Annotated in this window: 18 protein-coding genes and 2 pseudogenes; 12 read left to right on the forward strand and 8 right to left on the reverse strand. The window is 54.7% G+C overall.

Annotation, left to right across the window (positions count from 1 at the left end):
* Positions 1–30 precede the first annotated feature (30 nt).
* The 3 genes from KZH41_RS16175 to KZH41_RS16185 are packed head-to-tail and all read left to right on the forward strand — an operon-like array spanning position 31 to position 3,249.
* Entirely contained in the window at positions 31–204 is a 174-nt protein-coding gene (locus KZH41_RS16175) for a hypothetical protein (protein ID WP_263275144.1), read from the forward strand.
* Positions 201–1,229, forward strand: coding sequence for a toprim domain-containing protein (locus KZH41_RS16180; RefSeq protein WP_263273044.1), 1,029 nt, complete (start codon positions 201–203; stop codon positions 1,227–1,229). The genes KZH41_RS16175 and KZH41_RS16180 overlap by 4 nt, the downstream gene beginning before the upstream one ends.
* Entirely contained in the window at positions 1,219–3,249 is a 2,031-nt protein-coding gene (locus KZH41_RS16185; RefSeq protein WP_263273045.1) for a DUF927 domain-containing protein, read from the forward strand. Before KZH41_RS16180 ends, KZH41_RS16185 begins: the two co-directional genes overlap by 11 nt.
* Before the next feature lie 1,284 nt (positions 3,250–4,533).
* Here KZH41_RS16185 and KZH41_RS16190 read toward each other — a convergent pair.
* A complete protein-coding gene (locus tag KZH41_RS16190) occupies positions 4,534–5,001 on the reverse strand; it encodes an ogr/Delta-like zinc finger family protein (RefSeq protein ID WP_263273046.1) in 468 nt (155 codons plus the stop codon).
* A gap of 146 nt (positions 5,002–5,147) precedes the next feature.
* On the opposite strand from KZH41_RS16190, the pseudogene KZH41_RS16195 reads away from it, so the two are divergent.
* The 7 genes and pseudogenes from KZH41_RS16195 to KZH41_RS16225 form a co-directional block, all read left to right on the forward strand.
* Positions 5,148–5,600 (forward strand): annotated as a pseudogene (locus KZH41_RS16195) (GPO family capsid scaffolding protein); the annotation flags it as partial.
* Between the two features lie 239 nt (positions 5,601–5,839).
* On the forward strand, positions 5,840–6,859 hold the full coding sequence (locus KZH41_RS16200) for a phage major capsid protein, P2 family (RefSeq protein ID WP_263273048.1): 1,020 nt from the start codon (positions 5,840–5,842) through the stop codon (positions 6,857–6,859).
* A 49-nt stretch (positions 6,860–6,908) separates the two neighbouring features.
* Positions 6,909–7,631 (forward strand): hypothetical protein, encoded by a 723-nt coding sequence (locus tag KZH41_RS16205; RefSeq protein WP_263273050.1) that lies wholly within the window; start codon positions 6,909–6,911, stop codon positions 7,629–7,631.
* Positions 7,632–8,895: 1,264 nt separating this feature from the next.
* Positions 8,896–10,329, forward strand: a complete 1,434-nt coding sequence (locus tag KZH41_RS16210; protein ID WP_263273052.1) for a P-loop ATPase, Sll1717 family — start codon at positions 8,896–8,898, stop codon at positions 10,327–10,329.
* 155 nt (positions 10,330–10,484) lie between these two features.
* Positions 10,485–10,757, forward strand: a complete 273-nt coding sequence (locus tag KZH41_RS16215) for a hypothetical protein (RefSeq protein ID WP_263273054.1) — start codon at positions 10,485–10,487, stop codon at positions 10,755–10,757.
* Positions 10,758–10,898: 141 nt separating this feature from the next.
* Positions 10,899–11,093 (forward strand): annotated as a pseudogene (locus KZH41_RS16220) (hypothetical protein); the annotation flags it as partial.
* Between the two features lie 464 nt (positions 11,094–11,557).
* Positions 11,558–11,857 (forward strand): hypothetical protein, encoded by a 300-nt coding sequence (locus KZH41_RS16225; RefSeq protein ID WP_242149633.1) that lies wholly within the window; start codon positions 11,558–11,560, stop codon positions 11,855–11,857.
* Between the two features lie 424 nt (positions 11,858–12,281).
* Here KZH41_RS16225 and rz1 read toward each other — a convergent pair whose 3' ends face one another.
* The gene (gene rz1 / locus KZH41_RS30475; protein WP_406980157.1) at positions 12,282–12,419 is read right to left on the reverse strand and encodes a lysis system o-spanin lipoprotein Rz1; all 138 of its coding nucleotides are present in this window, start codon (positions 12,417–12,419) and stop codon (positions 12,282–12,284) included.
* A gap of 80 nt (positions 12,420–12,499) precedes the next feature.
* Positions 12,500–13,360: an alpha/beta hydrolase family protein gene (locus KZH41_RS16230; protein ID WP_263273056.1), complete on the reverse strand. Its 861-nt coding sequence runs from the start codon at positions 13,358–13,360 to the stop codon at positions 12,500–12,502.
* 135 nt (positions 13,361–13,495) lie between these two features.
* Here KZH41_RS16230 and KZH41_RS16235 point away from each other — a divergent pair, with 135 nt between their 5' ends.
* Positions 13,496–14,101 (forward strand): cysteine hydrolase, encoded by a 606-nt coding sequence (locus KZH41_RS16235; RefSeq protein ID WP_263273058.1) that lies wholly within the window; start codon positions 13,496–13,498, stop codon positions 14,099–14,101.
* A gap of 47 nt (positions 14,102–14,148) precedes the next feature.
* On the opposite strand, the gene KZH41_RS16240 is transcribed toward KZH41_RS16235, so the two are convergent.
* The gene (locus KZH41_RS16240) at positions 14,149–14,541 is read right to left on the reverse strand and encodes a tautomerase family protein (RefSeq protein ID WP_242149642.1); all 393 of its coding nucleotides are present in this window, start codon (positions 14,539–14,541) and stop codon (positions 14,149–14,151) included.
* Positions 14,542–14,669: 128 nt separating this feature from the next.
* Positions 14,670–15,044, reverse strand: coding sequence for a nitroreductase family protein (locus KZH41_RS16245; protein ID WP_242149645.1), 375 nt, complete (start codon positions 15,042–15,044; stop codon positions 14,670–14,672).
* A 33-nt stretch (positions 15,045–15,077) separates the two neighbouring features.
* On the opposite strand from KZH41_RS16245, the gene KZH41_RS16250 reads away from it, so the two are divergent.
* Positions 15,078–15,311 carry a LysR substrate-binding domain-containing protein gene (locus tag KZH41_RS16250; RefSeq protein ID WP_242149648.1) on the forward strand — a complete coding sequence of 78 codons (234 nt, stop codon included), beginning with the start codon at positions 15,078–15,080 and terminating at the stop codon, positions 15,309–15,311.
* A gap of 117 nt (positions 15,312–15,428) precedes the next feature.
* On the opposite strand, the gene KZH41_RS16255 is transcribed toward KZH41_RS16250, so the two are convergent.
* The 3 genes from KZH41_RS16255 to treS all read right to left on the reverse strand — a co-directional run bounded on the left by KZH41_RS16255 (position 15,429) and on the right by treS (position 20,911).
* A complete protein-coding gene (locus KZH41_RS16255) occupies positions 15,429–16,745 on the reverse strand; it encodes an McrC family protein (protein ID WP_242149651.1) in 1,317 nt (438 codons plus the stop codon).
* A complete protein-coding gene (locus KZH41_RS16260; protein WP_242156058.1) occupies positions 16,742–18,304 on the reverse strand; it encodes an AAA family ATPase in 1,563 nt (520 codons plus the stop codon). Before KZH41_RS16260 ends, KZH41_RS16255 begins: the two co-directional genes overlap by 4 nt.
* 540 nt (positions 18,305–18,844) lie before the next feature.
* Positions 18,845–20,911 carry a maltose alpha-D-glucosyltransferase gene (treS, locus tag KZH41_RS16265; RefSeq protein WP_263273060.1) on the reverse strand — a complete coding sequence of 689 codons (2,067 nt, stop codon included), beginning with the start codon at positions 20,909–20,911 and terminating at the stop codon, positions 18,845–18,847.
* Positions 20,912–20,953 lie beyond the last annotated feature (42 nt).

Below are 20,953 nucleotides of genomic sequence, written 5' to 3' on the forward strand. Positions count from 1 at the left end.
GGTAGTTCCTCAACAATAGGAGCTACACCCATGACCAAGCGTCGTATCCTCAGCCTCAATCCGTCCAAATCTCGCGCCGCTGCACACCGTGCAATGGCTCTCGCCGCTCTACACGCAAACTCATCCCTGTCCGTCCGCCTCAAACGCTACAACGCCCATATGCAAATCGTCCGCGCCTTGGAGTCCGGGGAGGTGGCCGCGTGACTACTCAACGAGCCATCGACGCAATACGCACCGTATCCATGGTGGCATTGCAGTACTCCAACAGTCTTGTGCCTGATCTTTTACCGGATGGCACGCTCAAGAACACCACCAAGGGCGGCGAATGGTGGGCACGCAATCCGACGCGGGCAGACCGTGACGCGGGGAGCTTTTCAGTGTCTCTCGCTGATGGCCGGTGGCACGACTTCGCGTGCGGTGACGGGGGCTGTGATCTGGTTTCACTTGCCGCGTACATTTGGGGTGTGCGGCAGACCGAAGCTGCACGCGACCTGGCCCGCCGTTTTGGTTTTCACCTTGAGGCCCTGGAGGGTTGCCCCGTCGATCCTGGACGCGCAGAAGCGCAACGCAAACGCTTGGCCGCTGCAACACTTGCGGCAGAGCAACGCACGGCCATGGAAGCCATGGTGAAGCGACAAAAGCAGGAAGCCGCCGCCATTTATGCAAGGCGTTTATGGCAATCCGGTGACCCGGCAGACCCACGGCACCCCTACCTTGAGCGAAAGCGCATTCAGCCCCACGGCATTCGCCAAACTGGTACAGAGCTGCTGATCCCCTTGCGCAACGTGACCGGCGAACTGGTCAATATTCAGCGCGTCACGGCGGGCGGTACGAAACTGTTTTTGTCCGGTGGTCAGGTGCGTAGCGCGTTTTGCCTCCTTGGGGGTATCCAGGCTGGCAAGCGGGTGCATCTATGCGAAGGCTTCGCCACTGGAGCAACTTTGCTTGAGCAATATGGCGACGTTGATAGCGTGGCGTGTGCCATGAATGCAGGCAATTTGCGCTCCGTAGCACTGGCATTGCGTGGGCACTACGGCCTCAACCTGGGCATGGTGATTGCCGGTGACGATGACCGCCGTACAGATGGCAATCCAGGGCGCACAGCCGCCAATGCGGCAGCCCTGGCGAGCGGGTCCATGTTGATCTTTCCAGAGTGGCCGAGTGACGCGCCGGTCGAGCTTTCGGACTTCAACGACCTGCATTGCTGGGAGGCTTCCAATGGATTCTAAGCAGCCAATCGGGGAGCCGCAGAGTCTCACAGCAAAGTTTGAAGCACCGACTACAAATAAGCCGCAGGCTATCGCAAAGGCCAGGAAAAATAAGCCGACGGTTAATTCATCAGAAGAATCAACACCGCAGGTTAACGGAACCATCGACCTTGGTGGTGCAGCAGGGTCAACCGATGGCACCGAACAACCCCGCAAGCCACGGACACGTAAGACGAAATACGTTGAGCCACAGCCCCCAAGAATTGATCCAGAGCGCCCGTGCTGGGGTGTGTACGAACAGTGGGTCACGAATGAGCGTGGCCGAAAGCTGCGACCTGGGGTTTATTGGCACGGCCTCAAGAGTTCGGTGGGAGACGACGATAGTGACAACGGCGACAGCGAGGGAGCGAGCCACATTTTTGACAACTGGATAGCCACTCCCGTCACGGTGACGGCTCGCACCGTCAACAGCGACGACGACACTTGCGGCAGGCTGTTGCGGCTGGTGACACCACGGGGAATTCGGGAATGGATCGTCCCTATGGAAGTCTTCGGCGGCAGCGGTGAAGACGCGCGCCGGTCCCTGTTCAACATGGGCGCGGTGATCGGGTTGAAGAAGCGCGGCGCGTTTATGGAATATCTATTGGACCAGGCCCCCGACGCTGAAATCACCACCACCCGGCGCACTGGCTGGCATGAGTCAGGGGCCTTTGTTTTGCCGTCCCGGACCATCGGCAGCGACAGCGTTAGATTCCAGGCGGCAGGCGGTGGGCAGGTGCTGTTTTGCGTGAAGGGTGATTTGGCCGGATGGCAAGCCAACATTGCCGAGCGCTGCGCAGGTAATCCGGTGCTGACCTTGGCTATCGGGTGCGCCTTGGCAGGGCCTTTGTTGAGTCTGGTGGGTGTGCTGGGCGGCGGCGTTCATCTGGTGGGAGATAGCTCCAGCGGCAAGTCCCTGGCCCAACTTATCGCTGCGTCCGTATGGGGTGATCCTGGCGTGTTTTCGGCCAGTTGGGACGTGAGTAAAGGCGGCTTGGAAATCGAAGCGTCGAGTCGCAATGACACGGTGCTGACCCTTGACGAAATCAAACGAGCAGACCCCAAGCGCGTGCAGGAAATGGCCTATTCACTGGCGAACGGCCAGGGTAAAGGCACCATGACGCGGGAGCGTGAAGGACGGGCCAAGCTCAGTTGGCGGCTGCTGACCCTCTCCAGCGGCGAGCGCTCACTGTCAGAGCATGCGGCTATATCGGGGAACTCAGCGCATGCCGGGGCCGAACTGCGCATGGTTGATGTAAATGCGGGCACCCGACCACACCGGGCTTTCGACAACCTGCACGGGTTTGAAGGGGCCAACTTCCATCGGCTGCTGTCCGTCGCGGCCAACACTCACCACGGTCATTTGGGGCCGGTATTTGTCGAGCGTTTGATCGCCGGTGACGACATGCCGGGTCTGCTCGAGGACTTTGCACGGGTGCGAACATTGTTCGTTGCTGACAGCGCCCAAGCTGGCCGGGTGGCTGACCGATTCGCGGTGATAGCACTGGCCGGAGAAATGGCAATCGCTTATGGGCTACTGCCCTGGGCCGAAGGCAGCGCCTTGCAGGACTGCCAACTGCTTTACGGCGAATGGCTGGATAAAGTCGGGGGTGGCAACGCCGAGGACCGCCAAATATTGACGGGTATTTTGGACTTTATCGACCGGCACGGCAGTAGCCGTTTTTCGGACATTCACGGCAGCAGCGAAGACATTAAAGTCTTCAACCGCGCCGGATATTGGGAGGTTCTAGATTGCGGGAAACGACTGTACTTGTTCAGCCGAACCGGATTGGCCGAAGCGACTCACGGGCATGGATTGGCCCGGGTGGTTCTCGCGCTGGACGGGGTGAAGGCAATAACAAAGCGCGACCATGAAAAGGACAGGATCAGGAACACTAAGCGGTGTCGCTTGCCCGGTGGTGGAAGTACTGGTCTGTACGTTCTGGACCCGGAAGCCATGGAAATTGATGGCGTTCGCAGTTATAGCGCTATCGAGCAATAAGCGCCTATATCTGCCAATAAACCCCTATTTCTACAGGAACCTAAAACCTTGGGGAACGTGGGGAACAAGGGGAACAAAGGCTCTAAACCGGACTTCTTAGGCCAATTATTCAGAAAAATGATTGGGGAACACCTGGGGAACATGGGGAACATAAGGCGCAACGGCTCTAGAACGGTGCTTTCGGGCACTCACCCTCTATAAAAAAAGTGGGAACATGGGGAACACACACCACTTTGTGAATATAAGAGCGCCAGAGCCAACCAAGGAAAGTCCCGCATTCCCTGGACCTTAGCGCCGGGGTCTACATTTTCAGGCCTCGGCTTTTTCAACCCGAACAGAGCGAGGTGACGCAATGGGCGTACTTGCTGGCTTGTTTGAGCGCATGGCCTCTACTGCCGATAAGGAACACAACGTGAGGTGCTGGCTATGGCTGGTGGCTCTCAGGGGTGGGCACACGGTGCAAATGACCTTTGCCCCTGATGCAAGCCTAGAACATGTCCGAACGATTGCCAGAGAGCGCTATGGGCCGATGCTTGATCGAGTGGTGCCGGTGCCGTGCGCAGACCGCTTATTAACCGCTGGGGAGGCTGGCCGGGTTCTGATGGGCCTGGCCGCGAGCGGCGTACCGTTTGCAGCGATGCAGCCGGAACGATGGATTGACCGCGTGGCCTGGCTGCTGGGGTGTTCGCCTGAACATCTGGTGTCTTCGGGCCGGGTCACAACCGGGGACGCGACGGAATGCTCAGAGGTCGCGCCTCACCTGGCCGCTGAGCTGATCCGTGCAAGCGGCTGGACGCCGCCAGAGCCTGCATGTGATGCCCCGTTGGCTGTGCTGGAGTCTGGTCCGGCTGATGGTCCGATGCCTGATTGGGTTGCAGCCCATGACGAATACCTGGCCCATCTGCGAACGTGTCATACGTGCATTGCCCATCGACTGCGCAGCCCGGTTCATTGCAATGCTGGGTCAGTCATTCGCGATCGATACGAAGCGCTGTATGAACAATTCCAACCGCCGAAATCGTGACGGCGCTACGGCCAACCGGCATGACACTTTTTTACCAAAAAGCAGCCCAACTGGGCCGCTTTTGGGGAACTTGGGGAACAGTTCCCCACCTTTGTAAATCTCTGTAAGTGCCGCGCTAGAGCCTTTGTTCCCCAGGTTCCCCATGTTCCCCAGCTTTTTGAAACCACAGGAACATATTCTGTTTTGTAGTGCATTGATCTCTCACCTCGACATGGCGAGTTGGGCGAGTATTTCGCGCACCTGTTGTTTGAGCTATCCCCTTATGCCGAGGACATTCCAAGCTGTTCGAACATTTCCCGCCGCTGTTGACGTGGGAGCCCGCGTAGGTGATCAAACAGCATACGATCCATCGGTGTTGATACCGACACTAGGGCATGGGAGAAAGCCAGAGTGGTTACGAAGCGGTGGCCGCAATCCTTGTTCAGACACGAACAGTAGAGTTTTGCGAACTCGGCGGACACCCCATCTCGCGAGGTTATTACCGCCTTCGACCCGCATTTATTGCAATAAACCCTTGGCGGCAGCTCTCGCGGCTGCTCAAGCAAAATCGGCTCAACTGTTGCGGCAGCCGGTGTCAGCGTGTGGGAAAACACCAGGCTCATGACAAAGCGGTGGCCGCACTCTTTGACGTTGAGGCACTGGCAATAAAACTTGCTCGACCCAAGCGACACCTCCTCATGCTCAGAGGCGACCGCTTTTGAGTTGCATTTGCTGCAATAGATCCGCACTCACCACTCCTTCATTCTTTTCTTGAAGCACTACATATCGTGTCATAATTTCCTTTATAGCACTACATGTAGTGTTTTAGGCGGTTTTAGATAGGCGCGCCAAACGCAATCGTTACCCACACCACCAACGCCCAGGGATGCACCTAATGCCCCGATCACTTGTTTCTTCTTGGAAGCGTGTCGCCACCAGCGGCCCGACTGCCGATGGCCGAGAAATCACACCGCAGGAACTGCGCGACTGCGCAGAAACCTACAAACCATCGACGTACACGGCTGTGATTTGGGTTGAACACCAGCGCTGCAATGGTGCCCACGGGACCATCTTTGCGACGCGACTGATTGACGACGATCCCGCATTTGCAAAGGGCCAGGTGGCATTAGAAGTACAGATGAAACCCAACGCCCGATTGCTCCAGTTAAACAGCGCTGGGGAAAGGCTGTTTTCCAGTGTGGAAATCACGCCGAACTTTGCGAATTCGGGTCGAGCGTATATGACCGGCCTGGCCGTCACTGACGAGCCTGCCAGCCTTGGCACGCAGGAACTGTACTTTTCCAAACGGACCCACAAGACGTCCTATCGCACCGCGTCAATGCCGCTTCGCTCAACGATTCGCAGCAAGCAATTGGCAGCCAGCCTCAAGCGTGTGACTAGGGAGTTAAGCCTCCACGTAAACGCCATTAGAGAGCGGCGAAGCATGGCCCAAAAACCCAAGCCAGGCCGACATGTGCTTTAGCCTGGCCCCGCATCTTTGAATCCTCTGCCCGCTAAACGCCATTGGCTTTCGGCAGAAACACCACCCAATCAATCGACCGTCCACCACGACGAAAGGAAGCATTTGTGAGCAGAAGCCTCAGTTCTAGCGCCCATGCCAAGTACCTGCACTTGCAAGACGATATTGCCGAAACCTACAACACCGACACTGTCACCCGTACCTTTGCGGTCGATCCGTCTGTTGCTCAGGAACTCAATGAAAAAATTGCCGCGAAGGCCGATTTTCTAGAGCGCATCAACTTGGTGCCGGTCAGCGAAATCAAAGGCGACAAGGTTTTTCTTGGCGTATCTAGCCCAGTCACAAGCCGCACCAACACCAAGACTACAGAGCGTGAGGCCAAGGACTTTTCCAGCCTGGAAAACGCATCCTACGAACTGGCGTCAACTGAGTCAGACGTTGCATTGCCGTATGCCAAAATCGACGCATGGGCCAAGTTCCCGGACTTCCAAGACCGATACACAGGTTCGGTGCAAAAACAGATTGCCCTCGACCGTATGTTGGTCGGATTCCATGGCACTCACGCGGCACCGCAAACTGATATCACGGCCTATCCAATGCTCCAGGACGTGAACAAAGGGTGGCTCCAGCAGGCCCGTGAGCAGATACCCGCGCAGGTACTCAAAGAAGGCACCACCGCCGGAAAAATCAGGCTTGGCGTGGGAGGCGACTATGCCAACCTCGACGCCTTGGTTCATGATGTTAAGCAGATGATCGACCTAGTGTTTCGTGACGCGGGTGATCTGATTGCAATCATCGGCGGTGACCTGCTGGCCGCTGACAAGGCGAAGCTGTACGCCAAACAAGGCGATACCCCAACCGAGAAAGAGCGGATCGAGAGCGCTCAGGTCATCGCCACCTATGGAGGGCTGCCCGCCTTTAGCGTGCCGTTCTTCCCTGACAACGCCGTGCTGGTCACCAGTTGGGAAAACCTGTCGATTTACTACCAGGCTTCAAGCTGGCGGCGTCACATGATCGAGAACCCGAAACGCTCACGGGTCGAGGATTACAACAGCCGCAATGAAGGCTATGTGATTGAGCAGCTTGAGAAACTTGCCATGGCGGAAAACATCGAGTTGGAAGGGTAAGCCTCACCGATCCGCGAACATCGACACATGAATTTTCAAAGGGAACACCATGCTGCTCACCACCATTGACCGCGACGATTTAGGCCCGGAACTTCTGGAACAGTTGACCCGTTTCGAGCAAGACCTTGGCGTTTACACGGGTTTACAGGATCGGCTCACCGATCTAATGCAAGAAGAACAGCGGCTCAAGCAGCAGGCATCAACCCTTGAGGGACGGGCCGACCGCACAGACGCCTCTTGGAAGGCTATGGCGCAATCCGCCACCATTGACCAAGGCAAGATCAATGAGGAAATCGAGCGTAGCGCACAGCTCAGAAAGGAAGCCCAGGCATTGCGCCTCACCGCCGAAGCGCGAAGCGGCGTCCAAGGGGCGGTAGTGATTCAACTGGCAGAAGCCCGAATGAAACTGGTGCATGTCCCTGGCACGATCAACAAAGCGTATCAACAGACCCTGCTGTCAAATGCACTTGCACGCGAAGGCGTCCGTGAGACTCTTTTAGAGTTGTTTGCCTTGTCTCGGGCGCTGTTCCTCAAGAGCATTGATGAACATGATGGAGTGTTGTCGAGCTGCAACGGTCAACGCGAAAGGCAGGCGAAAACCCAGGAACTCACCTGGCGAACGTTCGGCCTGGAGGTCCAAAAGCTGTTTGACGGCGCCGAACATGACATACAGGCCCCCGCCTTGGCTGTGATGCCGAGTACCGTCCAGAGAGAGGTGTTGGTAGACACACCCGGCGACCTGATGAGGCTCAGGCAGGCACGCAAGGCATAAGCCCCGCAAGCCAGTGGCAGTTGCCGTACTTTTTAGAAGCCGCCACCGTGCGGCTTTCTTCTGTCTGGCTGTTTTTGACCCGCGCACCGAGTGGCGGAAGCGCGACAAATAATGAAATTGCAAAAAACCTATGAAATGGACTGCAAGCCACGTCGCGTATGGCCTCCAGGGTTTTCAATGGCTGTGAGTCATTTGCCAGTGTGCACAAAAGACGCGAGCGATTCACTTTTTAAAAATCCGGCCAACCCCCTATGTGCGCTGGCTTTGCCGGTTTGAAACACCCCGCCAGGCCCGCCGCAGTCGTTGCAATTTCCTTGCACTTTTTTTCAAAACCTTGCACAAAATGAAATGGGCCATTGTCTGCGAAGCCCCACGGCCCGCCTGGGCTGGAGTATTGATTGCGCAACCAAAAGTTTTTCACAAAAAAAACACGCAAGGTGCGTCGGCGGGAGGGGGATAAGTGCTTTTTCATGAGGTTTTTTATTCTCCACCAGTTTTTTGCTGGGCAAGGGCTTCCAGGGCGCGGCATTGTGTGGTTATTGGCGTTTGCCCCATGCTGGCACCCTAATGAGGGATGTGCGCTATGAGGGGCTTCTCTGTTGGGGGTTGCTCTTGGTCGGTAGCGTTTAAACCTGTGAGCGTCTGGCCCGGCAAGTGCGCGACCGGGCGTTTTTGCATTGGCCCTAGGGTGTTTTTCCTATCCGGTCCTATCGGTCATAATGGCAGGTGTATTTGGCCGTGCCCGGTGCTACCGTTCGGTTGCTGACGTAATCAGCCTCTGTTGATACTGCTATCGACCTGCTTGGTTCTGTGTATCCCTCCCTGACGCACCGTTCTGAAAGCCCGCAAACGACAAACCCCGCCAAGAGCGGGGTTTGTCGTTTTTCGTGGCCTATAAAAAAAGCCGCCTTAGTAGGGGCGGCTTTTCCGAAAGCGCAATCAGTGACTGACTTGCTTCCCTCACGGGAGCGTCAACGTCAATTCAGTTTTTGGCCTGGAGCCCTGATTTGTGCATATTTGCATTCCACATGACCACACGTTTGCATTGCCGCTGAGTAGACGTTCGCATCGGATTTGACCAGCACGCTGTGTGTCTTTGACCGGCAGAAGTCGACTCGAAACTGCCGTTCACAAAGGGCAGAAGTCGGCGCAGAAGCGGACTAACGTATCTGTCTGATAAGTCAACCACGAATCCCTAGCTGAAATAGTTTGTGAAGATGAGAGCGTGTGCTAGCATTTTGACCAAATTCAGGGAGAGATGAAGATGAGTGTAGAGTTATTAAAAGAAGTATCTAAATGGAAGTTGGAAGCGAAGCTGGAAGACACGACTAGATACTTTTTTCATATCGATATTGTTGATAAAATCACATCTGGTGAAAAATCTTTCGTGATTGGTAGGAAAGGAACAGGTAAGACTGCAATCACCGAGCATATCGTAAAAGAAAATAAACACTCTCGATTTGCAAAGAAACTATCGTTTAAAAATTTTCCTTTCCAAGATCTTTACACTTTAAGCAATGACAGCTTCACCACGCCAAACCAATATATTACTCTTTGGAAATATTTGATTTATAGCTCAGTTGCAAAGCTGATGATTACCAACGAGGCTATAGATTATTCCGTGCGAGAGAAATTAAAGGCTGTATATGAGGGCGACATTGAGCAATCACTGCCTCGTAGCATCAAGCGCTGGGTGAGTGGCGGTTTCAAAATATCAATATTGGGTACTGGTATCGAGGCAGTCGGGGCAAGTAATCTCCAGAAAAATGAGACGTCTTGGATAGAGCGCGTTGAGACTCTGGAAGATCTGCTATTGAAGCACTTGGATACCTCTGAATATTTGATTGTCTTCGATGAGCTTGACGAAGATTATAGAAATATAATGGATACTGAAAAATCAAAAAGCTATACGGATCTATTGACAAGCTTATTCAAGGCCGCCCAGGATGTACGCTCCGTATTTGGGGGGGGGCACAAACTTTTTCCTGTGGTATTTTTACGGGATGATATATATGAAATATTAACTGACAATGATAGAAACAAATGGAGGGACCTTAAGGTAACACTAACGTGGGATGAGCGATCAATTAAAGACTTAATAGCCTTTCGGATATCGAAAGCTGACTCTCAGACAAAAAATATTTTGTCTTTTAACCACGCTTGGCGAATGCTGTTTTTAACTTCACCTGTTAAATACGGGCATCAGCAAGAAAAGAAAATGAGCATCTTTGAATATATTACTCGAAGTACGCAGCTCAGGCCTCGTGACTATATTCACTTTATTCAAGCTTGTGCCGAGCAAGCCATGCTGGAGAGAATCCCGAGGATAACTCCAGCGATAGTTACTCGTGTAGATAAGTATTTCTCTAACTATCTGCGTAGCGAGCTTGAAGATGAAATAGGTGGAATTTTACCTCAAATCAAGGCCATCCTTAATCTCTTTTCAATAGTTAGAAAGCAAACTCTTCAGATTTCTGAGTTTGAGTTGGCACATGAGGAAGCCTTAAAGAGTGGAGATATCCAAGATAGAAATGCCGATTTCATACTCAGCATTCTTTTCAATTTCTCAGTGATTGGAAACCAGCCAAAGCAGAAAAACACTCACGTATTCAGATACGTAACGCCAGAAGCAAACTTTAACAGGAAAGAGCCATTGGTATTACACAGGGGGTTGTTCAAGTCTCTGCAAATAATCTAGCTATCACGCGCCGCCCCTGGCTCGCGACACTTTAGCTAAATGAATCGCCCCTGACTTTCTAAACAAAATCCGACTGTCTGCTTTTGGCCGACTTCTGCCAGTCAAGGACACACAGCGTGCTGGCCAAGTCCGATGTGAACAACTGGTCAAACTGAATGCAAGTCGGCGGTCAAGTCGGTGCAAATGCCCGATTTGCAAACCCTGGTGAAGCAGACGGTCGAGTGGTGCTTCAATTAGGGGCGAAAAGCGTGGATGAAAAAATGCTTGGGGATACCCTACAGGATACTTTCAATTATTTTTTTATAGCGAATCCTTCATTTACGTGGCCTGTAGATGGCATGTTCGACCCCGGCTTCGGCACCATAGATATCAAGGGCTTGCATGATGAATTTCATGCAGGCCCTTATCTTTTGTGCTCCGCAATTTAATACACTGCACCGCAATTCCACTCCACCGGCGTCCTGCCGACCGAACACCAACCCAAAATCCGCTACAGCTCGTCGCCTCAAATCGCATCATGCCTAAACCTCGATTACTGTACGAACATACAGCAATCGGATTACCTCACCATGCACCCTATCGACGAAGACACCTCTGCGTGGCTTGGATGCCCTACGCCCCTGGAAATGTACCGCCAGCACGGCAGACTTTTGGAGAACGAGATCCAGGAGCTGAACCTGCAACTGCGCAAAGCGCGGGCTGACGTTTTCGGCATCAGCCAAATGCTGCTAGAGACCCAGGCGAAGAGCGCAGAGTTTGCCGGGTAGCCGCAAACGCACCACCTCTTCTGTGGAGATTAGAGAATTTCGCACTCCTGTTAGTTAGTCAAGGCAGTATAGGACGCGTCGCACACAGTACCAGTTGTGCCAATTTGATCGACAGCCCGGGATAGGGAATCGCGGAACTTTATAGAAGCTCATAAGAAGTAGCGTCATCCTTAAATTTAGCGCGAAAGACAGAAGCGTCCCACGGCGCACGACCTCATTAAAGTGCAAAGCGAAACTTCCTCACTCTCCCAAACAAGAAACAAATTGCAACAAAGACCTCTTGAAATATTCTAAACACCAAGAAACCAATATTCACTAACCGAAAACGAGAGGCCTTGCCTTTTATAGCTGGATGGAAACCCAGTTCAATAAAACCCCGCCTAGTGGTAACGTATGTTTTCGCATTGCTCAGTATAAGAAAAAACATGAGCAAATTTGTTGGTTGAATAAAGGATTAACGAATGACTATCGAGCGAGAGATTTTCTCGGCCCTTATCGCGAAGAACGCATTTCAAGGTGAAAAGCCGAGCGTACAAAGCTACGCCAAGCTAGCCGTAGACAAGGGTTTTAGAGCGCTTTCGTCAAAGCAGCAGGCGGTGGTAAGCCCCTTCCTGAAAAAACGATGCGAGGGGGTGAAAGAACCAAATGAAAAACATAACAACTGCCAAAACAGTATAGGCGGTCGTGATTTTATTACAGTGCTTGAGAAATCCGAAAGTTATAAGGGATGGCGCTGCGAGAGCTGCCGAAGCGCACCTTAAAAACAATAAAAAAACACAAAAAGAGCAGCAATCTAAAAACCTGTAAAAACAAAAAAACACTACAGTTCTCGCTACTCCTGAATGTTACTGCAGCAGGCCACCATGGCCTGCTCGCAGGTCTTTCTTTCTTTAAGCCCTGATCAGCCCACCATCAAATCGCCGTTCACTCGTCACACACCTGAGTGCTTCGGAAAAATATTGCACGATGCAGCCAAACCCTTCTGCGTATCTAATTTTTTCAGGGAGAAAAGAGTGCCCATATATCAGATAGCACTACTGGTTGTTTTCGGTATCACCACACTCTGGTTGGGCTACCAATTGGATAAGAAGAACCGTCAAAAAGAGTTGGCCGCAAAAAGGCAAAGCGAAACCCGGGCCTCCTAGGGGCGCTGGCAGACATCCCTGATATACGTCTGCGCCGCCCTCAAGGCTGCTTGGTCGGCGATGAGGTCTCTCCGTAAATCGAAAACAGCTTGTCCAGTTTCTCGACTGATTTCGACGGTTCCTGCATCACCCAGGCTGGCGGTGCTGGTGGAACTGGACACGTTGCCGCTATCGGCACGACTGAGCCGCCTTCATCGCGGTGAGCGCAGAACCCTCGGCATCATTTTTCACGATGCCAAATGAATTGTGGCGAGCGCCTCAACGAGCAACCGTGACTGCCTTGATCCATTGCACCGCGTTTTCAACCGACTGGCCGGCGCCGCCGGGTGAGACGTTGTGCCCCAACTCGGGATAGAGCCGATATTCAAATGCCTTGCCCTTGGCATTCATCGCGTCCAAGCGCTCGATGGCCATGAACGCAGGAGTTTGCAGGTCTTTACCGCCCAACAACCACAGCCCCGGGGTCGACACCTTGGCCAACGCAGCGCGCGGGTCAGTGTCGACAAACGGGTAACGGTCGGGGTCTTGCGCGATATGTTGACGCACATCCGCTTGGCTGTGAGTGCGCCAGAAGTCAGCCTTGCCCTGGGTCAGAAACTGAAACCGCAATTGCTCCCGTGTGGTGAGGACAGGCCCGCTGAACAGCACCATGAAATTGACGCTGCGATTGTGTTCTGCGGCGATGGGAATGACCCAGCCGGCCTGGCTGAAACCCACCAACCCGATGGGCACCGCAGCCTGTGCTGACAGGGCCGTAACCGCTGCATTTGCATCACCCGCCAGGGCCACCAGGTTGGACGCATCGAGGTTGTTGGTACCCACCTCGGGGCCGACGTATACACCAGCGGATTGCCCGACGCCGCGCTTGTCGTAGGTCAGCACGGCAATGCCACGCCCGGCCAGCAGCGTTGCGAAACGAACCATGCGCGGTTCCTGACCGGAGCCGTGCACAAGTACCACGCCCACCTGCGGATGCTCGGGCAGGAAGACGGTGCCGGCCAGTGCAACACCGGCGCTTTGGAAGGTAATGTCCTGGGTGGCAAAACTTACAGGCTCCGCCAGGGTCAGCCGAGGCAGCAGCACGAGCAGGCCCAGCCAAAAAACCAAGTGTCGAAACATGATTCAATTCCAGGGAGGGTACGTCCGAGTACCGAAAGCGCCACTGTGCCTGCGCCCCGTTGCTATCTCATGACGGGGCACGCTAAACAGCCTATAACTGCACGAGTGAAACAATCACCTCATCGGAGCATCAACATGAACCCGACTACCACCGCGTTGGTTTTGATTGAATTTCAGAACGACTTCACCACCCCGGGCGGGGTGTTTCACGACGCCGTCAAAGACGTCATGCACACCACCAACATGTTGGCCAATACCGCCACCACGGTTGAGCAGGCACGCAAGCTCGGCGTGAAGATCATCCATATGCCGATCCAGTTTGCCGACGGCTACCCCGAACTGACCACCCGCACCTACGGAATTCTCAAAGGTGTGGCAGACGCGAATGCCTTTCGCGCCGGCAGTTGGGGCGCCGAGATCACCGAGGCGCTGACACGCGAGGCCGCCGACATCCTGGTCGAGGGCAAGCGCGGCCTGGATGCGTTCGCCACAACCGGCCTGGACCTGGTGCTGCGTAACAATGGCATCAAGAACCTGGTGGTCGCGGGTTTCCTGACTAACTGCTGTGTCGAAGGCACAGTGCGGTCCGGTTATGAGAAAGGCTACGACGTGGTGACCTTGACCGATTGCACCGCAACGTTCAGCGATGAGCAACAGCACGCCGCCGAAAACTTTACGCTGCCGATGTTTTCGCAAACGCTGAAACACGACCAGTTTCTGCAGGCGTTGGACACCCAATAAGCAAAAGGGGCGACGCATAAATGAGTCGCCCCTTTTTTGGCTTTAAGTCACTCGGTCGGTGCGTACTGCATTTCACCGTTACCAAACGACCAGTCTTCACGCTTCACGTCCACCAGGCTGGCCCACACGTTCTCCTTACGCAGCCCGGTTTTGGCGTGAATGCCCTCGGCGATGAATGTATAGAAAGCCTTTTTCACGTCGATACTGCGCCCAGCGCTCCAAGTGACCTGTATTAACACGATGTTCGGTGTATAGCCGACCCCCAAGTAACCCGCCGCCGGGTACACAAGGTCATCCTTGGCGTGGCGATTGATGATCTGGAACTTATCGTGCTCAGGCACATTGGCGACGCTGGTCATCGCGGCGTAGATCACATCACCAATCGCGGCAGCGGTTTCAGTAGAGGTATCGGCGGCGAGATCAATTCGAACTAAAGGCATGGGAAAAATCCTCAACAGGTCGGTGGCAGTCCACATCGGCAGCCAATAACCCCAAGCTAAACTCGAGCATAAAATGCTTAGAACGCATAATTAGTAAAGTTATAATGTGTGAAGCACACACATAAGGCTTAACGATGCCTCACCACACTCTCCTCCAACGCCACCCAGCTCACTTCAACACCATTGGACGCTGAATGCGGGTCGGCCTGCCCGAAGGAAATATCGAACATCAGCTTCAAGTCCGCACTGACCCCTAGCACTTCGCGCACCGTGTCGGTGTACATCCCCAACAACGTCTGGGAAATCCCGCCCAGGCCGTGTGCCTGCAACGACAGCAGAAAGGTCTGCGCATACATGCCGATATCGCCCGCCGCGCGTACGTAGTCGCTGATTTTTGGCATGAACAAAAAGGCCACGTAGGGCGCGTCAAAAAACTTCAGGTTGTGGCGCAAGCAGGCCTGGCGCGCGGTGTGGTCATCAAAGAATGGGGGTTCACTCGCCACGCAAAACCCTATCCGGTGCAGGTCGGCAGCCTTTTGCGCGTCAACAGTGCCGAGGCGCAGCTCCAGGCCGCCATCGCCGGGTTCGGCATGGTGACGGCGGCGCTCGACCTGCTCGCCCCCGCACTGGCCTGCGGCCAACTGGTGCGGGTGCTGCCTAATTATGAAGGCCCGTCCAAACCGATGAGCCTGATCTACCCGGCCGACCGCCAGCGCACTGCAAAGTTGCGGCATTTCATCGATGCGTCGATCAGCGCCTTTGGCCCCTGAATCGAGCGCGGGAAGCAATGAATCCACAGTACCTTTCTGTGGCCCAGGAAAAGCTTTTTTCAACTCATTTCATATTCGTCTGACGCCTGACTAAAAGGTATCAATGGGACCACCGTCTCAACCACTGACTGACGCCTCAGCGGCGAACGACTCAGAAAGGCCCTCCCACCACAAAGGGAGCGGGATGGGCTGTCTATCAACCAGCACCCCTAACTCTAAGTCAAAGGGCACCACCCAGAGCCGTAGATCCGACGAGAAACGGAACTCCGGAAGAGGTTGATTAAAGCTGGCTTTGCATGGATAGATCAGCAGCATTTCTCCTTGCTGCTGATCCTTCAAATACCGCTGGCCATAGGCTAACAATTGATAAAAGTCCGATTGGCTCAAACCGTACTTGCTTGTGCTGTGATCCAGACGCTTCCATTTAGTATCCAACACCCAGCGTCGATCCTTCAGCGCGATGAGCATGTCGGGCTTGAGTTGGAACATACCTTCTTCGTTGTGCCAGCACAGGAACTCTTGCTTGACCTGTCGCTGTAATGTCGCAGAGGCAGGCAAAGTCGTTCGAAGGCAGGCTTCCACATAGCGTTCAAATAATCTTTCCATAGGGAACAACAAGCTGATCCCATGCCAACCACCCGACACGGCGATTGGCATGTTCTCCCCTAAAACCAGCTCACACCAAGGTTTTACATGTTGGTAATGAGCCATCAAACGATCATCGCGCCATAGTTTCAGGTCCGCCTTTACATCACGGCTGGCCGGCAACTCGTGCAACAGGCCCCGAAGCTCATGGGCTAAACGCCAACTGTCCGGTTGCTGCGTCGATTTGCAGACTTTCTGTAAAGCCAGCATTAGCAGTCGATTTTCCGGGCGATCAGGCAGGAAAATATCATGGCGTAGCTGAAACTGGTGCTGACGCCCCGGGGGCTGGCGCATTTGCCTGACAATATCCAGTTGGCCACGTAGGTAACGCTGTTCTTCCTCTACACGCTGGTAGTCAAAGCGCACGCCTCGTTTGAATAGATGATCAAGCTCCAGTAAGAACTGCTGCATCACCCACTCACTCAGTGGCGCATCGAACAACATCAGATCCGCGGGGCCTACTCGACGGGTTTTCAGGTTGAATGCGGTCTGAATCATCTTGCAGAGCAATCTACGGCTCTGCTCAATGCAATCGTCTTGTTCAAAATGCTTGGGGAGTATCTCCAATTGCGTGCCGCAAGGGCTCTCAAGGACGCCGACGAAGTTATCCAGTTTCAACCAGCATCGACCCGCTATCTGCGCCAATGCCGTTCCCCCTTTGGTGAAGGAGTCGTTCAGGTCACAGAGCCACTTAAAGGCTGAATGAGGAATTTGCGCCTGATCCAGATCCGACTCAATGTCATCGGTGGTCAGCCAGGCAAATTCGCGGACCGTGACGGGAGGACTCAACGGGCGACCTCACCGATAGCCAGGTAAGCTTGGAGACGGCCGAATGCACGTTCATTCAACTGCCATCGCTGGGTTCGCGAATCAACAGGCCCCTTTTTGCCGAACAATTGCAGGAAGTCTATCGTTACTTCCTGAACAAACTTTTCGTCGTCTTCCTCTTTGTTGTGGTCATTCAGCACCCAATGGATACGCTGCCAGTCCTCGAAGAAATACTCTTGTAGTAGCGGCAAAATTTGTTGGCGAAAGATAGATGCCAGTAGCCCCAGACTCGGCTCGTTCCGTAACGGGAGAAAGTAAGCATGCCCCAGACAATGGTCGCGATCGAGTAGCACCTCAATGCGTTTGTTCAATGTGATCAACAGTTGCTTGATGTCGAGCCCGGTCTCCAACGTTGCATCAGCGCCTTCGTTGACGAAAATGCCTTCCAGCAGGTCGGGTTCAGGCGGCATTTCAATGAAATTGAAACGCCGGCGCAGAGCAATATCCATTGAGGCGAGGGAACGATCCGCCGTATTCATCGTACCGATGAGGTACACGTTGTCTGGCACACTGAAGGGCTTCTTCGAGTACGGAAGCTGAACACTCAATGCTTCGCTCGACTCGGCATCCAGACGCTCGCGCTTACTCGGTTCAATCAAGCTAATGAGCTCGCCGAAAATACGTGAAATGTTACCCCGGTTAATTTCATCGATAACAAGGACGTGGGGTTTGCGTACTTCGTTTGTTTGCTCGAAAGGACTGATTGGCTTGGCATCCGATTTATTCAGGTAACCAAGGAGATCACTCCAGTTGAAGCGATCGAGTGGGTAAACGGTTTTCTGGGTAAAGGATTTTTCGCCATTAAGCGGTAAGACTGACAGTTTGAGGTCGCGATACAGCCAATTCACCGGCAACACGTGCGGGTATTCGCGCACAATGCTGGGCGGACTAGCCTCATATCGATAGTTACCGGTGACGACACCGACTGCCGAGATTAGCTCCGCTGAATGAATACACACCAAAATATCGCCAGGCTGAATCTCTTTGGCAAAAGCCGTCAGGGTGCTTTTGTTATTACTCCCCAACTGGTCGTAATAAGGCGTCATTTTTTCAGCGCTCATATCGCCCGCCTCCACCCAGCCGATACGGGCTTCGCCGTGCGCAAGGCAGTAGGTCAACTCAGGACTACCCCAACTGCCATTGATGGAAATTTTCCAGATACGCGGATTGCTGCTGGTACCCGCATTGGCCGAACTGGTCCGCGCCTGGTCACAAAGACGCTTAAATACCCCCGGTTCTACTGCGTACTCGAGTTGCCCGTCTTCATTGCTGGATGCGCGTAGCCCTTCGATAAAGTCTTCGTAGCTAAAGCTTTGGTGGAAGGTCACGAAGCGGATACGACCTTCACGGTCCAATTCATCGACACGGGTTTTCAGCGCAAGGCGCAGATCATCATCCGCCGAACTGTTCAGCCGCTGCTCCGTAAGGAAATCCGGGTCCAGCACTTCCAGCGCCGCCTCAATCGTCGCGTAGGTTTTACCCGTGCCCGGCGGACCGAACAGAATCCGATTCAGCGCCACTTTCCCACTGGTTACCGCCGAAGAAACCTGAGCGTTTTTAGAAGGCACGGGCTGTGTATTATCCCAATAGAGGCGACGGGGGTTTTCCCCTTCAGATTGCACCTCCGGATAGCTACCCTGCCAGCGGATGCGAGACCCGTAAATTTCACGGGCTATTTGCGATACCAGTGCATCGTTGGTATCGATGGCCTTGCTGCGCGCTTTCTTTTCCTGGCAATCGGCAGGATATAGCCGAAAGAGTTCCCAGGCTAAATCACTGGGTGTCCGCCGCTTTCCGGGCGTTTGCTGCAACAACTCGAACACCCGATTACGCAACTTCAATGTCATGTGAAACGTCCTGAGAAAGATGAGTGCCGCCGAAGCTAGCCATTTGGCATCATCCTGTCCACCCGAAAAACGCTCCCGTGTTGAACGGGCCAAAAAACTCAATAAGGTCGCTGCCGTTTGAAGTAGTCTTACCGATCATTAGGCGCCTGACTCTGATCTGCCCGACCGCCAGCGCACTGCGAAGCTGCGGCACTTCATCGATGCCTTCCGCCCTTAAAGCATCGGCGAATGGCTGACCACCCGCAGCGCCAGGCCTTCATACGCATCCAGGGTGATGGTGAACTCCCCCTCAGCGGTAAGATCGCCCTCCACCCGTTCATTAATGATGTCGACCACCGGCCCCGGCGCGATATTGGGCAGGTGCAGGGTTTCAGTGATCGGCGTAGCGCCAAAGTTAAGCGCGGTGATCTGCGTGCCCTTCCCGGCCGGCAATTCGTGAACCATGATCAGCAAGCCCGGGTGCTCAACCTCCGGCACCAGAATCTGGCGGCTGGCGGCGATCCCGTAGGCACTGCGCACCGCGAGAATTTTTTGCAACTGCGAGGCAAACGACTCCGGGTCCTGCAATTGACTGTTGAGGCTGCCGTACAAGGTTTTCGAGCGCGGCATCTGCCCCGCCGAGAGCTCGGCATCCGGGTTCAAGTCCACCAGGTCGTAGGCGCCGCGATGAACCCAGCGGGTATCGCCATCGCCCATCAAATGCGCCACCTCATCGGCCGCCAATGGCAACGCGCCGACCAAGTCCCAGCCCGACGACGCAAACACGCCCGGCTGCATGGCGTTGTACATCACCAACAGTAAATGGATCTGGCGGATCTGCTGGATATCGGCCGGCGTAATTGCTTCAAGGTCACGAATACCCAGGGCTGCCGTGATGATGCTGGCGGTGGTGCAGGACACGCCGTTGGTGACGAACTTGAGGTTATACGGCGCATGCTCGCCCGCCAGGCGCTCATACATCTGCTCGCGGATATGCTCGCGCAGGATGTTGCCGGGGAACGTCTGGCCTTGGTAGAGGTAGCTGTCGTGGGCGTGCAAGGTCCAGAAGTGCACCAGTTCCAGGGTCAGTTCGTCGTGGTTCTGCAACGCATGGATCAGCGAGCCTGGGTCGATGCCCTGGCTGTGCATTTCGCGCAGCATCAGGCGCAGGAACTCGGTGTCGCCCATCAGCAACGCATGCTGGTACGCCGGGCGCGTAATGAAGTCATAAGAAAGGTCGGCGCCGCCGTGGGACATGGCGGCGATGTCGTCGACGGTAAGGTTCAACTCTTGAAAGCTGAACCCACCGGCCTTGCGAATCGCGCCGCCGAGCAGCTGGTTGCCGGTGATCGACAGCGGATGGCTTTCCGACCAGGCACCGCCCTCCAGCTTGCGCTCCACGCCGAGGAAGCCGTTGGCGTCCAGGCGCAGGATCTTGGCGCCCATCACGTCAATCGCGTGCAAGGCGTCGCCGATGATCATCTGCTGCGCCGCGAACGAAGGGTCCAGCCAGTTCAGCGACGGCTGGCCTTCCTTGAAATAGTGCAGGTACACCCAGCGCCGCGGCTTGCCATCCACACCGATGACTACCGGCGTCGCGCTCCAGTCGGTTTCCTTCACGCCGGGCTCGAAAAAGATCACCCGCTGCAACTGGCCGACGATGTAATGCTTGTCACGCAGCGCATCCACCTGCAATGGGCTGAGGTTCTGCGCATCACGGCCTTCGGCGACGTCGGGCAGCATCGGCCAGTCTTCCTCGCGGATTTCCACCATGTGGTAGAGGCCGGGATAGTCCTCGTACGCCATCTCGGCCAGGCGAAAATCCGCGCCCTTGCCGGTGTGCGACGGGATCACATCGTCGATGATCACCGCATTGTGCGCGGCCGCCATGCGCGTCAGCGCCTGCAACTGCGCCTCGGTGCCGAGCTGCGGGTCAATTTCAAAACTGATGCGGTCGAAATTGCCGTCGATGGTCGGCGTATGCCGCGTACCGGACAGCCCGCCGGACTTCTTCAATGAGCCGTTGTGAATGCCCTGGATGCCGATTTTCGACAGCGCGTGCCACAGGCTTTCATCCCCCAGCGCCTCCAATACCGTGCCGTTTTCACGGGTCACGATCGAGGCTGGGTAGGCGGTAAACCACACAGAAGACAAGGCGGTAGCATCGCGCGGCCGGGTATGCGCATACGGCTGTTGCCACAAGCGCCCTTGCCCCGAATACAGCTTGGCCCGCTGGCGCGCCGCGTGCAGCATCGATTGCTCAACCAGCCAGTTCACATGATCGTTGTCCGCCGCCGTCATAAGCCTATTACCTGTGTGCGTGAAAAGGTTACTCGTAAGCAT

It is taken from the genome of Pseudomonas sp. YeP6b, assembly GCF_025642995.1.
In the GTDB taxonomy this organism is placed as follows: domain Bacteria; phylum Pseudomonadota; class Gammaproteobacteria; order Pseudomonadales; family Pseudomonadaceae; genus Aquipseudomonas.

Excerpts from the sequence above, each read along its gene's own strand:
- KZH41_RS16175 (WP_263275144.1), top strand. The coding sequence starts at position 31 with ATGACCAAGCGTCGTATCCTCAGCCTCAATCCGTCCAAATCTCGCGCC.
- KZH41_RS16185 (WP_263273045.1), top strand. The coding sequence starts at position 1,219 with ATGGATTCTAAGCAGCCAATCGGGGAGCCGCAGAGTCTCACAGCAAAG.
- KZH41_RS16205 (WP_263273050.1), top strand. The coding sequence starts at position 6,909 with ATGCTGCTCACCACCATTGACCGCGACGATTTAGGCCCGGAACTTCTG.
- KZH41_RS16210 (WP_263273052.1), top strand. The coding sequence starts at position 8,896 with ATGAGTGTAGAGTTATTAAAAGAAGTATCTAAATGGAAGTTGGAAGCG.
- KZH41_RS16215 (WP_263273054.1), top strand. The coding sequence starts at position 10,485 with ATGCAAGTCGGCGGTCAAGTCGGTGCAAATGCCCGATTTGCAAACCCT.
- KZH41_RS16225 (WP_242149633.1), top strand. The coding sequence starts at position 11,558 with ATGACTATCGAGCGAGAGATTTTCTCGGCCCTTATCGCGAAGAACGCA.
- KZH41_RS16230 (WP_263273056.1), bottom strand. The coding sequence starts at position 13,360 with ATGTTTCGACACTTGGTTTTTTGGCTGGGCCTGCTCGTGCTGCTGCCT.
- KZH41_RS16235 (WP_263273058.1), top strand. The coding sequence starts at position 13,496 with ATGAACCCGACTACCACCGCGTTGGTTTTGATTGAATTTCAGAACGAC.
- KZH41_RS16240 (WP_242149642.1), bottom strand. The coding sequence starts at position 14,541 with ATGCCTTTAGTTCGAATTGATCTCGCCGCCGATACCTCTACTGAAACC.
- treS (WP_263273060.1), bottom strand. The coding sequence starts at position 20,911 with ATGACGGCGGCGGACAACGATCATGTGAACTGGCTGGTTGAGCAATCG.